The sequence below is a fragment of the Bacteroides sp. AF34-31BH genome, from assembly GCF_003602795.1.
GTDB classification, from domain to species: domain Bacteria; phylum Bacteroidota; class Bacteroidia; order Bacteroidales; family Bacteroidaceae; genus Bacteroides; species Bacteroides uniformis.
In genome coordinates this window covers 286,346-298,332 of sequence record NZ_QTLV01000002.1, presented here as the reverse complement: position 1 = coordinate 298,332, position 11,987 = coordinate 286,346, and the positions used below count along the sequence as shown (strand labels likewise).

General features: G+C 46.6%; 10 protein-coding genes. 4 read left to right on the top strand and 6 right to left on the bottom strand.

What is annotated here, in order from left to right; translation table 11 throughout:
* The first annotated feature begins 66 nt into the window (after nt 1-66).
* The 3 genes from DWZ67_RS04860 (at nt 67) to DWZ67_RS04850 (ending at nt 2,540) form a co-directional block, all read left to right on the top strand.
* Nucleotides 67-1,353: an NAD(P)/FAD-dependent oxidoreductase gene (locus DWZ67_RS04860; protein ID WP_008664590.1), complete on the top strand. Its 1,287-nt coding sequence runs from the start codon at nt 67-69 to the stop codon at nt 1,351-1,353.
* Nucleotides 1,354-1,409: 56 nt separating this feature from the next.
* Complete coding sequence (locus DWZ67_RS04855) at nt 1,410-1,847, top strand: DoxX family protein (RefSeq protein WP_009038432.1); 438 nt, start codon at nt 1,410-1,412, stop codon at nt 1,845-1,847.
* A gap of 138 nt (nt 1,848-1,985) precedes the next feature.
* Nucleotides 1,986-2,540: a DUF3332 domain-containing protein gene (locus tag DWZ67_RS04850; protein ID WP_005825518.1), complete on the top strand. Its 555-nt coding sequence runs from the start codon at nt 1,986-1,988 to the stop codon at nt 2,538-2,540.
* Between the two features lie 81 nt (nt 2,541-2,621).
* Here the strand turns inward: DWZ67_RS04850 and DWZ67_RS04845 are convergent, their stop codons facing one another.
* Entirely contained in the window at nt 2,622-4,931 is a 2,310-nt protein-coding gene (locus DWZ67_RS04845; RefSeq protein ID WP_016273748.1) for a BamA/TamA family outer membrane protein, read from the bottom strand.
* A 143-nt stretch (nt 4,932-5,074) separates the two neighbouring features.
* Here DWZ67_RS04845 and DWZ67_RS04840 point away from each other — a divergent pair, with 143 nt between their 5' ends.
* Nucleotides 5,075-5,836 (top strand): RNA methyltransferase, encoded by a 762-nt coding sequence (locus DWZ67_RS04840; RefSeq protein WP_005837117.1) that lies wholly within the window; start codon nt 5,075-5,077, stop codon nt 5,834-5,836.
* On the opposite strand, the gene DWZ67_RS04835 is transcribed toward DWZ67_RS04840, so the two are convergent.
* From DWZ67_RS04835 to ileS, 5 genes are read right to left on the bottom strand one after another with little or no spacing between them, the layout of a single operon-like run.
* Nucleotides 5,784-6,119: a hypothetical protein gene (locus DWZ67_RS04835; protein ID WP_016273747.1), complete on the bottom strand. Its 336-nt coding sequence runs from the start codon at nt 6,117-6,119 to the stop codon at nt 5,784-5,786. The two genes, DWZ67_RS04840 and DWZ67_RS04835, sit on opposite strands and share 53 nt — an antisense overlap.
* Nucleotides 6,116-7,042, bottom strand: coding sequence for a DUF4296 domain-containing protein (locus DWZ67_RS04830; protein WP_016273746.1), 927 nt, complete (start codon nt 7,040-7,042; stop codon nt 6,116-6,118). Before DWZ67_RS04830 ends, DWZ67_RS04835 begins: the two co-directional genes overlap by 4 nt.
* Nucleotides 7,039-7,671, bottom strand: coding sequence for a lipoprotein signal peptidase (locus tag DWZ67_RS04825; RefSeq protein ID WP_005825525.1), 633 nt, complete (start codon nt 7,669-7,671; stop codon nt 7,039-7,041). The genes DWZ67_RS04830 and DWZ67_RS04825 overlap by 4 nt, the downstream gene beginning before the upstream one ends.
* Nucleotides 7,672-7,673: 2 nt before the next feature.
* A complete protein-coding gene (locus tag DWZ67_RS04820) occupies nt 7,674-8,054 on the bottom strand; it encodes a TraR/DksA family transcriptional regulator (RefSeq protein ID WP_004290962.1) in 381 nt (126 codons plus the stop codon).
* Nucleotides 8,055-8,087: 33 nt separating this feature from the next.
* Entirely contained in the window at nt 8,088-11,576 is a 3,489-nt protein-coding gene (gene ileS / locus DWZ67_RS04815) for an isoleucine--tRNA ligase (protein ID WP_117962486.1), read from the bottom strand.
* Nucleotides 11,577-11,987 lie beyond the last annotated feature (411 nt).

The window sequence follows — 11,987 nt, the reverse complement described above, 5'->3', positions numbered from 1 at the left end:
TTTATAGAACTTTCCTCGATTTATACTGTTATTTTAATATTACAAAGAACAACATGATATTGAATTATGAAAACAGCAATGGACATTCCCGATAAAGAGGGACAGAAACGACTGGTAATCGTAGGCGGCGGCTTTGGCGGATTAAAGCTGGCACGAAAATTGAAAAGCAACAAGTTTCAGATAGTTTTACTGGATAAGAATAACCATCACATCTTCCAACCGTTACTCTATCAAGTGGCCACAGCAGGTATTGAACCGAGTGCCATATCATTCCCATACCGAAAAATCTTCAAAAAAAGAGAGCATTTCCATATACGTATTTGTGAAGCACAGCAAGTCTTCCCGGAACACAATCTGCTGGAGACTTCCATCGGCACGCTGGCATACGACTATTTGGTCATTGCCACCGGCTGCAACACAAATTATTTTGGAAACGACGGGCTGGAGAAACAGACCATGGCACTAAAGAATACTTCGGAAGCCTTGTTCAACCGAAACCAGATATTGGATAGTTTTGAACAAGCCCAGAACACCGGTAATAAAGAAGAGCGCAGGCGTCTGATGACCTTTGCCATTGTAGGCGGTGGAGCTACGGGAATAGAGTTGGCTGGTGCTTTGGCCGAGATGAGGAAGTTTGTCCTTCCTCAAGACTATCCGGACTTGAATATCAATGAGATGCGTATCATCTTGTTGGATGGCTCTTCCCGGCTCTTGTCTGCTTTTTCAGAAGAGTCTTCCAAAGAAGTGGCCGATTATCTGAAGAAGCGTGATGTGGAAATCAAATTGAACCAACGGGTGATGGGATACGAGAATTATCAATTGGCATTGAATGACGGGACTGCCATCGATACCAAAAATGTATTCTGGGTGGCCGGTGTCAAGGCAAACAGCCTTCAAGGATTGCCTGCCGATGCCTATGGACCGGGAAACCGCTTGAAGGTGGACACTTATAACCGTCTTTCTCAATATCCCAATATTTTCGCTATCGGGGATACGGCCCTTATGATTTCTGAGGAGTATCCCAAAGGACACCCGCAAGTGGTGCAACCAGCCATCCAGCAGGCCCGCAACTTGATAAGGAACTTGCAGCGTGCAGAAACAGGCCTGCCGTTGCAGCCGTTTATATATCAAAACAAAGGCTCCATGGCGACCATTGGCCGCAATCATGCCGTAGTCGAGCTTAAGAAACTGCGTTTTGGCGGTTTTCCGGCATGGGCTGTGTGGCTATTCATCCATTTGATGAGTATTGTGGGTGTAAAAAACCGTCTTTTCATCTTCGTAGACTGGATGTGGAGTTACTTTACCTATGACCCGTCTTTACGGATTATCATCAAACCCTTGAAGCGGGAGTAAACTTTTATTGAGTAATATTTGTTATAGTTCATATACGAACTTAAAAACAAATGAATATGTTAAAACAACTTTTATTTCCCGCCAAACCGGACGGAACGGCAACATCTGCTATGCTATTGATTGCAAGAATTGTATTCGGTATATTATTAATGAACCACGGTATCCAGAAGTGGACTAACTTTCAAGAGCTGTCGGCCGTTTTCCCTGACCCGCTGGGTGTAGGCAGTCCGCTGTCTTTAGGACTGGCTATCTTTGGTGAATTGGCATGTTCCATGGCATTCATTATAGGTTTTCTCTATCGTTTGGCTATGATACCAATGGTGTTTACAATGGCTGTTGCCTTTTTTGTAATTCATGGTAATGACCCGTTTGCCACGAAAGAGTTGGCTTTTGTATATCTGGTAGTGTTCATATTGATGTATATCATAGGTCCGGGCAAGTTTGCCGTTGACCGCTGGATAAGAAAAGCTCTTTTCCAAAAGGCTCGTAAATAGACACTTCCGTTTTACTGAAAACAGATTTTAAGCTCAAATAGGATGTATTTTCGTAAAAAATCCTATATTTGCGGATGCTTAAAATAACTCGATGAGCTATAAAGCTAATTAAACACAGTAAAATAAAAAAGAGTGATTATGAAAAAGTTCAATTTGAAGATGGCTGCGACCGTAATGATTTGCGGCTCGTTTCTTTTCAGTTCTTGTATCGGTTCTTTTGGACTGCATAGTAAACTGGTCAGCTGGAATCAAGGTATTGGTACCAAGTTTGTAAACGAACTGGTTTATCTGGCATTCAATATTATCCCGGTATATGGCGTTTGCTATCTGGCCGATGCATTGGTCATCAACTCCATCGAATTCTGGAGTGGTTCAAACCCTATGGCCAGCATTGGTGATGTAAAGAAAGTGAAAGGCGAAAACGGTGACTACCTGGTAGAGACACTTGAAAACGGCTATTCTATCACCAAAGAAGGTGAGACTGCTTCTATGGAACTCATTTACAACAAAGAGTTGAATACTTGGAATGTTGTTGCCGATGGTGTCAGCACAGAATTGCTGCAAATGAACAATGACGGCACTGCACAAATGACCCTTCCGAACGGTGAGGAAATGACAGTGACGCTGGATGCCCAAGGTGTGGCAGCAGCACGTCAGGCGACGATGATTGACAGCTATTACGCTTTTAATTAAAAGTTGAAAATGGAAAGGTGAAAGTTGAAAATGGCTGGGTGCATAGATGCCCAATAACCATTTTCACCTTTCCACTTCCCATTAGAACGGATATCCCACAGCAAAGTGGAAGGCAAAATCGCGGCTGAATTTAGGATGGATAATGGGATAACGGTCTTTTTTCTTCTCATACGCCGGATTGACGGCCTTCATACCCCCGTCGAAACGCAATACAAAGAAATCCAAGTCAAGACGCAATCCTAAACCATATGCCACGGCAATCTGTTTATAGAACTTGTCAAATTCAAACTGACCTCCCGGCTGGTCTTTATAATCCCGTATTGTCCAGATATTCCCGGCATCTACAAAGAGGGCTCCTCTGAATTTCCAGAACAACCGTGTGCGGTATTCAATGCTGGCATCCAGCTTGATGTCTCCCGACTGGTTCATGAAGTTATTATCGCCGGGGAAAGAACCGGGCCCCAAATCACGTACAGACCATCCGCGCACACTGTTGGCGCCGCCGGAGAAGTAGCGTTTCTCAAATGGAAGCATTGTTGCATTGCCGTATGGAATGGCGATACCGGCACCAAAATGAAATGCCAATGAATTGCGGTTGTCAATGACCAGATTCTTGGCAAAGTCAAAATCGCCTTTCAGGTATTGGGCAAAAGGAATGTTCAACAAAGTGTATTCCCCCGATGCATTCTTCTTCATTCCTCCGAGCTTTGCCACAGCATACAACAAGTTACCCGCCGATTCAAAATTGAGGCGGATGGTATAGGAATTTCCGATACCGGAGTTATTCATCAATGCTCTTCCGGCACTGTTGTAGATATAGCTATAGCCGGTGCGGACAATAAAGCGGTCTTCATAATTGTATTTGAGGATGTAGTTCTCGTCTTTCTCCAGATAATCCTCTTTGAATGTCTGGTCTATGCTGGGCATATACAGATAGTTGATGTCCAGCAAATCAATGCGATGCTGCGAACGCTGTTGTTGTACCCCCCATTTGTAGCTCCATCCGGCAGATGCTACAATGCGCGTGAATTCGGGTCTCATCTGGTAGTTATATTGCAATCCGAATTCTGTAGTAGCCCTTATCCTCCGCTTGAAATCGCTGGATACAAAGGGAAACATAAACCGTGGGAAGTTGATGGTTGCTTCCGCACCTAATTCTATGTAGTCTTGATTCAAGGAGCTCTGCAAACCGGACACAGCCTCGTATGCCCCACGTAGCTTGAACATGAATGTTTCGGAACCTTTGAACATGTTGCGGTGCTGAAAAGCCACCGAAGCGGCAGCTCCCAAATCGCCGGCAGAGTTTGTGCCTTCCACCTCAAAAGATACGGACTGATGCTTGCCTCTGGTCAGCATCACATAGGCGTTGAGCTTTGCACTGTCACTCTGTTGCACTTCAAAAAAACGGATATTGGTATATTTCAGGGCTTGCAGGCGTCCGTAGTTGGAGTAGGTACGCTGCACGTTCTGCTCGTTATAGAGAGTTCCCGGAGTGATGCGCAGATTGTTGGTCAGCACTTTGGGGCGCAGATAAAGCTTGTCTTTGTAGTAGATGGGAAAGCCTTTGTAATGCAATGAATCATTCACCTCGATGCTGTTCTGGGTGGATGCCTGCAACACATTATAATCGGTAATGAAACTCACTTTATTGATAGTGTATTGCCGGTGATTCTGCGGCGTATCCTCGTTATGCTGTCTGTATGGAGCCAAATGCAGTGTCAAATCTACCAGATAAGAATTACGGACAGTATCCGCAGTATAGGATATGTACTCTTTATTGAACTTGTAATATCCATTCTGAAGCAGTTTGTTTGTGATGCGCTGGCGTTCTGCATCCAGTACATTGACATCAAAATACATGCCTTCGGATAATAAGGTTACTGCGGAATCCTGCCGCATGTATTCCTTTATTTTACTGTCCTGGATATCATATTTCAAGGTACGAACTTTATAGGGCTTGCCGGTTGTCACCTTATAGACCAACTTCATCTTTTTCTTCTTGACTTGGCGTACCGGTTCCACCAGGGCGCCCATATAGCCCATATTCTGCACAGCCTTAGTGATTTCTTCCCTGGTCCGGTTGGTTTCCTCCTCACTGTATATGACCGGGGCATCACCTAATTTCCTCAATGTACGGTTTATCCAGCGTGTAGAGTCCCGTCCGGACCAGTTGTAGACATACAACTGGGTCTTTATCAGGCTGAACCACTTCGCATTGGGATTCTGGCGGATGTACATGGAGAGATTGGATGGTTTTACTTCCTTATTATCAGTATGTATGCGCACTTCATCCAGCAAATACGAGCCGTCCGGCACATATTTGGTAGAAGAACAGGAAGCCAACAAAAGTACGATAGTAGTAAGTATCGCGTAGCGGAAACCTTTATTCATACCGAGTCATTAATTGCGCATAAACAGCTACAAATATACTTGTATTTTTTTGTTCCCGAAATAAAAAACGCCGGAAGAGTGCAGAGTTTTTGATTATATTGAAATAATCACGTATTTTTGTCAAATGATAACATGTGTGTCCTATGGCATTAAGTAAAAATCGCATTAAATATATCCACTCGTTGGAGCAGAAAAAGAACCGGAAGGCCGACAAGGTATTTCTGGCAGAAGGACCTAAACTCGTAGGGGATTTGTTGGGACATTTTCCTTGTCAGTTCTTGCTGGCAACTTCAGAATGGCTTTCCCGGAACCGCCCTCTCTCCACCGTAACGGATGCCACGGAAGTATCGGAGGAGGAACTTTCGCGTGCCAGCCTGCTGAAAACTCCCCAACAAGTGCTGGCTGTGTTCCGGCAGCCGGATGAGGAGACGGATATTTCCGTCATCAGTCACTCCCTCTGTCTGGCTTTGGATGATGTGCAAGACCCCGGTAACCTGGGAACGATTGTCCGCCTTGCTGATTGGTTTGGGATAGAGCATATTTTCTGTTCGCCCAACACGGTGGATATCTATAATCCCAAAACTGTGCAGGCCACGATGGGAGGTATCGCACGCGTCAGACTGCATTATACTCCCCTACCCGAGTTCATCCGCTCACTGAAGGATATTCCCGTTTACGGCACTTTCCTGGACGGAGAGAATATGTACGGACAACCGCTTTCGAAAAATGGGCTGATTGTGATGGGTAATGAAGGAAATGGCATCGGAAAAGAAGTGGAGGCACTCATCAACCGCAAACTATACATACCGAATTATCCCGCCAGCCGTGAGACCTCGGAGTCATTGAACGTGGCTATTGCCACAGCAGTAGTTTGCGCTGAGTTCCGGCGCCAGGCTGCATTGTAGTAAAATCAAAAGGAAAAAACAACCAGGGAATCAAATAAGGCAATTCTTCCTCGATAACCGGAGGGATTGCCGTCAGTATATTGCAGCACGTATCAAAATGAGGATAGTCTGTTTCCACCTCCGTAAGCAAAGCTATGACTCCCGGTAGCCATTCCGTATTCTCCACCTCTTCTGTCAATGGGAAGATACGTGATACCCATTGTCCTTCACCTATCTCCACCACATATTGTTTCAGATAGCCATGCCCGGGAAGAAACAGAAAATGGGAAGCGTAGCGTTTCATGCTTTCGGACGGGGACGTATGGTTCTGGGAGTCGTGGTATTTTCCTGCTCCTGAATTTCCAGAGGTTTCAATTTCTCAGGTTTTCCGATACTGTCTTTGCGAAGGGAGTCTGTCGCTTGCTGAAGGCTGTCCTTTGGGGCAATGACCAAGCTGTCCGTGGCGTGATAGCGCATCAGTGAGATACGGTCTGCCAGCAAAGGCTGTGGAGTCTCCTGCTGCGGATAATAGATGAACCCGCGTATTTCCTTGATTTCTCCTAAAGTATCGGCAAACAAGGTGAGCGTTTCCACACCTGTGTCTTGTACTTTCCGAATGGCACTGATGACACTGTCATTCTTTTCGTAAAGAACCTGCATCGCCATCAACGGAGCATGTATGCTGTCCGGTGCACCGTTGTGGAAACGGAAGCGCACGCTCCAGCGCAGCGTGTCACGGTCGTGGAAATTGGTGTCTGATGGCAACGTAAACGTTATCTTGTTGTCCAGGGGCATACCCGTCAACTGATAGATATGCTGCCATATCCACACGTCGATACTGTCTCCGGGAAGTGATTCTTTCGGCTTGTTGTCACGCAGGGCAATCAAGTGGTTGATACCGTCTCTCTCGGCTTTCAACCGTACATTCACTTTCTCGTAGATTTTGGTAAGTACTTCCGGGTTACGGGCAAACCAGACCATAGAAGAGTCAAAATCGGCCTGAGTAATGCCATATTTCTTGAAAACCGACTCAATGTATAGCACCCGCTTATAACTTTCGTTATACGGCACTTCTTCACCCATAGCTTTGGCTATGTGATAATCATAAAGCACGTTTTCCATCTTGGCATCCGGAAGGACGGTCTCAGGTCTTTTCACCTTACAAGCCGTCAGACTGAACACCAGAAGGACTACGCTACACCATTGAATTCGATTTATTCCTTTCATGATTTCTTTATGGCAGCATGATAGGCATCATTGAAGTCCTTGCCGTAGAACAACAGCAAAGCAATGATACCGCAACTGATTGCTGCATCCGCAAAATTGAATATCGGGCTGAAGAAAATGAAATGTTCTCCACCGACAAACGGCATCCATGCGGGCCAGTTTGTATCAATGATGGGGAAATAGAACATATCCACCACCTTGCCATGGAACCACGGGGCATATCCCCCTCCTTCAGGCATGAAGGAGGCTATCTGCGAATGGGTGCTTTCGTTGAACAGCACGCCATAGAACACACTGTCGACAATGTTTCCCAAGGCTCCCGTCAAGACCAAAGACACACAGATGATAAATCCGGTCTTCATGCCTTGCTTCACGAACTTGTACAGAAACCAGCCAATGACCGTGACTGCAGCAATGCGGAACAAGGTCAGGAACAGTTTGGCGAATATTTCCATACCGAAAGCCATACCACTATTCTCGGTAAAGTATATATAGAACCAATCCGTAATCCGGATACTCTCATGCCAGTACATGTGGGTCTTTATCCAAATCTTGATAATTTGGTCTATAACCAATACCGAAAATATGATAAGGCAGGCTATCCGGCCCTTCGTAAAGAATTTACCCATTTTTATTTCTTGCCGTTGTTTTTAGCTTCGATGCTCAAAGTGGCATGGGGCACTGCACGAAGGCGCTCTGCCGGTATCAGTTTGCCGGTTTCGCGGCAAATGCCATATGTTTTGTTCTCAATGCGCACCAAAGCAGCCTGCAATCCTTGGATGAACTTCAACTGGCGTTGGGCCAGACGTGTGGTTTCTTCCTTGGATAAGGTGTTGGCACCTTCTTCCAGTACTTTGTACGTAGGAGATGTATCGTCGGTGTCATTACCGTCTGCACCCGTCAGGCTGGCCTTTAACAGTTCATAGTCACGTTGTGCCAACTCTAACTTCTCCATAATGATAGCGCGGAATTCTTCCAATTCAGCATCTGAGTATCTTGTCTTTTCTGCCATAACTTTTACGTGTTAATCAGGGTTAGTATTTAATTATTCTTTCACTACGCTCACGTACAGCGAGAAATCGTCGAAGTTCAGTTCTGTACCATTTTCTACGTTGTCTGCCAGCGTCAGTGAAGTTCCTAAAACTTGGTTGCGAATATAGTCATTATATTCATTTACCGCATCATCTGTTTGAGGATTTTTTGATAATGTAATCTTTATTTTATCTGTTATCTCAAAACCGCTCGACTTGCGGATATTCTGAATGCGGTTTACCAGCTCGCGTGCAATACCCTCACGGCGCAACTCTTCGGTAACGGTAACTTCCAGAGCCACGGTCAGTTTGCCCTCGTTGGCAACCAGCCATCCCGGAATATCCTCACTGAAGATTTCCACATCTGCCGTTTCAATCACGGCTTCTGCACCGTCCAGATTGAACGTATAAGAGCCTTTCTTCTCCAGCTCGGCAATGGCTTCCTGGGACATTTCCGCCACAGCAGCAGCCACGGCTTTCATCTGCTTACCGAATTTCGGTCCCAGCTTCTTGAAGTCGCATTTCACTTTCTTTACCAGTACACCGGCAGCACCGTCCACAAACTGGATTTCTTTTACATTCACCTCGTTCATGATAAGTGCTTTCACAGCCTCGATGTGTGCACGCTGTTCTTCATCCACTACCGGTATCATGATGCACTGAAGCGGTTGGCGGACTTTGATGTTCACCTTGCGGCGCAATGCCAATACCATGGAAGTGACGTCTTGTGCCATCTGCATGCGGACTTCCAATTCCTTGTCTATCATTTCCTCCTTATATTCGGGGAACTTGGCAAGGTGTACGGAAACCACATTGTCGCGTCCCGTAGCTGCAATCAGGTCGGAATAGAGCATATCAGCATAGAACGGAGCGATGGGTGCCATCAGCTTAGCCACGGTTTCGAGGCATGTATAGAGTGTCTGGAATGCAGAGAGCTTGTCCTGCGTCATACCACCGCCCCAGAAACGTTTGCGGTTCAGGCGGACATACCAGTTGGAGAGGTTGTCGTTCACGAATTCGGAAATGAGACGTCCTGCTTTCGTGGGCTCGTATTCATTGTAGCAGGTATCCACGTTCTTCACCAACGTATTCAGTACAGAGAGAATCCAACGGTCTATCTCAGGGCGTTCTGCCATGGGCACATCGGCTTCTTTGTAGTCAAATTCGTCTACATTGGCATAGAGGGCGAAGAATGAATAGGTGTTATAGAGTGTTCCGAAGAACTTGCGGCGCACCTCTTCCACTCCATCCACGTCGAACTTAAGATTGTCCCACGGAGAAGAGTTGGTGATCATGTACCAGCGCAACGGGTCGGACCCGTATTTCTCGATGGTCGAGAAGGGGTCTACGGCATTGCCCAGACGCTTGGACATCTTGTTACCATTTTTGTCGAGCACCAAGCCGTTGGAAATGACAGCCTTATAAGAAATACTGTCGAACACCATTGTAGCGATGGCGTGCAACGTGAAGAACCAACCGCGTGTCTGGTCCACCCCTTCGGCGATGAAATCGGCAGGATATACCTGGTGGCTATCCAGCAGTTCCTTATTCTCGAACGGATAGTGTATCTGTGCATAAGGCATGGCACCGGAATCGAACCAAACGTCAATCAAGTCCGTTTCGCGTTTCATCGGCTTGCCGTCTTTAGAAACAAGGATGACATCGTCCACGTAAGGACGGTGCAAGTCTATCTTGTCGTAATTCTCTTTGGTATATACACCCGGCTGGAAGCCCTTCTCCTTGTAAGGATTGGACTGCATCAGGCCGGCAGCCACGGATTTCTCTATTTCGTTGTAGAGCTCTTCTACAGACTCGATACATTTTTCCTCGCTATTGTCCTCCGTGCGCCAGATGGGCAGCGGAGTACCCCAATAGCGCGAACGGCTGAGGTTCCAGTCATTCAGGTTTTCCAGCCACTTGCCAAAACGTCCCGTACCGGTGCTTTCCGGCTTCCAGTTGATGGTCTTGTTCAACTCTATCATACGTTCCTTGCAAGCGGTGCTGCGGATGAACCAGCTATCCAGCGGATAGTACAATACGGGTTTGTCCGTACGCCAGCAGTGCGGATAGTTGTGTACATGCTTTTCTATCTTGAATGCCTGGCGGGCGGCTTTCATCATCATGCAGATTTCAATATCCAGCGATTCGGCAGCTTGTGCGGCTTGTTCGTCGTACTTGCCGTCTACAGTGAATTGGGGGTCGTAGGCATTCTTCACCCACTTGCCCTGATAGTCCTTATAGAGGTCTACGTTGACACATGCCTTTACGAAATCCTCGTCCAGTTCGTCAATCAAGAAGAACTTACCGGTGAGGTCTACCATCGGGCGGGTCTCACCCTTCTTGTTTATCATGAACAAGGACGGTATACCTGCAGCGCGTGCCACAAAAGCATCGTCCGCACCAAAGGTCGGGGCAATGTGTACGATACCCGTACCGTCTTCAGTCGTCACATAGTCACCAGAAATTACACGGAAACCTTTGTCGCTGGGAGTCCAGCTACCGTCTTCGGCAACGTCTATCGGCTTCACCCACGGGATGAGCTGTTCGTACTCCATGCCTATCAGGTCCGGGCCTTTATATTCGCCCACCACCTTGAACGGTATCAGCTTATCACCCGGCTTATAGTCCTCTAATGCAATGCCTTCCGCTTTTTTGTTGAAGTGGGTATAGAGCAGCGCCTTTGCCAGGACGACGGTCATTTTCTCGCCGCTATAGCCGTTGTAGGTCTGCACAGCAACGTAGTCTATCTTAGGCCCTACACAGAGCGCGGTATTGCTGGGCAATGTCCACGGAGTGGTAGTCCATGCCAGGAAGTAGGGAGTCCCCCACTCTGCCATTTCCGGCTTCGGGTTCTTTATCTTGAACTGCCCCACCACGGTCGTGTCTTTCACGTCGCGGTAGCATCCGGGCTGGTTCAGCTCGTGCGAGCTGAGTCCCGTACCGGCAGCGGGAGAATACGGCTGTATGGTATATCCTTTATAAAGCAGTCCTTTCTTGTAGAGTTGCTTCAACAGCCACCACAGGGTTTCGATGTAGCGGTTGTCGTAAGTGATGTAGGGGCTCTTCATGTCCACCCAATAGCCCATCTTGTGAGTCAGGTCTTCCCACTCTTTGGTGAACTTCATGACGTCCTTGCGGCAGGCGGCATTGTATTCCGCCACGGAAATGCTCTTGCCAATATCCTCTTTCGTAATGCCGAGCGCCTTTTCCACACCCAGTTCCACGGGCAGTCCATGAGTATCCCATCCGGCCTTACGCTTTACTTGGAACCCCTTCATCGTTTTGTAACGGCAGAAAATGTCCTTAATGGAGCGAGCCATTACGTGGTGAATGCCCGGCATACCATTGGCCGAGGGAGGTCCTTCGAAAAATACGAAAGAAGGACAACCTTCACGTTCTGTCATACTCTTGGCGAAAACCTGGTTTTCGTCCCATTTCTTCAACACTTTTCCGTTCACTTCGGAAAGGTCGAGCTTCGAATATTCGGCAAACTTCTTACCCATCTTGATATTTACTATTTGACAATTTACAATTTACGATTGAAGATACTCTTGATAGGCATTTGGTACGTCAAAAGCTACCTTCTCCATTTTAAGGGTGCAAATTTACAAAAAACTTAAATACAAGAGACTTTTTAAGAACAAAAAAATATGCAGGTACGATTTTAAAAAATATTCGCTCACTCAACACTGTCCCTCTTTTCTCTTTTCCCGAATTAGTACATAGAAGTGCATCTGTAGATGTCCGTTTGGGGCAATGCAGGGTTCCCTAAGCAAAAAACGACAAAAAACGCAGAATTTGCCAAAACCTACCCCCTGAAAACTACGTTGAAAACAACAAATGAGAGGGCTATTTTGCTGAGTTCAACAAATGGTATGTAGAATTCTGCGAATGCTATTGCCGCAATCAGCAAT

Coding starts and splice junctions, on each gene's coding strand:
- DWZ67_RS04860 (WP_008664590.1), top strand. CDS start 67: ATGAAAACAGCAATGGACATTCCCGATAAAGAGGGACAGAAACGACTG.
- DWZ67_RS04855 (WP_009038432.1), top strand. CDS start 1,410: ATGTTAAAACAACTTTTATTTCCCGCCAAACCGGACGGAACGGCAACA.
- DWZ67_RS04850 (WP_005825518.1), top strand. CDS start 1,986: ATGAAAAAGTTCAATTTGAAGATGGCTGCGACCGTAATGATTTGCGGC.
- DWZ67_RS04845 (WP_016273748.1), bottom strand. CDS start 4,931: ATGAATAAAGGTTTCCGCTACGCGATACTTACTACTATCGTACTTTTG.
- DWZ67_RS04840 (WP_005837117.1), top strand. CDS start 5,075: ATGGCATTAAGTAAAAATCGCATTAAATATATCCACTCGTTGGAGCAG.
- DWZ67_RS04835 (WP_016273747.1), bottom strand. CDS start 6,119: ATGAAACGCTACGCTTCCCATTTTCTGTTTCTTCCCGGGCATGGCTAT.
- DWZ67_RS04830 (WP_016273746.1), bottom strand. CDS start 7,042: ATGAAAGGAATAAATCGAATTCAATGGTGTAGCGTAGTCCTTCTGGTG.
- DWZ67_RS04825 (WP_005825525.1), bottom strand. CDS start 7,671: ATGGGTAAATTCTTTACGAAGGGCCGGATAGCCTGCCTTATCATATTT.
- DWZ67_RS04820 (WP_004290962.1), bottom strand. CDS start 8,054: ATGGCAGAAAAGACAAGATACTCAGATGCTGAATTGGAAGAATTCCGC.
- ileS (WP_117962486.1), bottom strand. CDS start 11,576: ATGGGTAAGAAGTTTGCCGAATATTCGAAGCTCGACCTTTCCGAAGTG.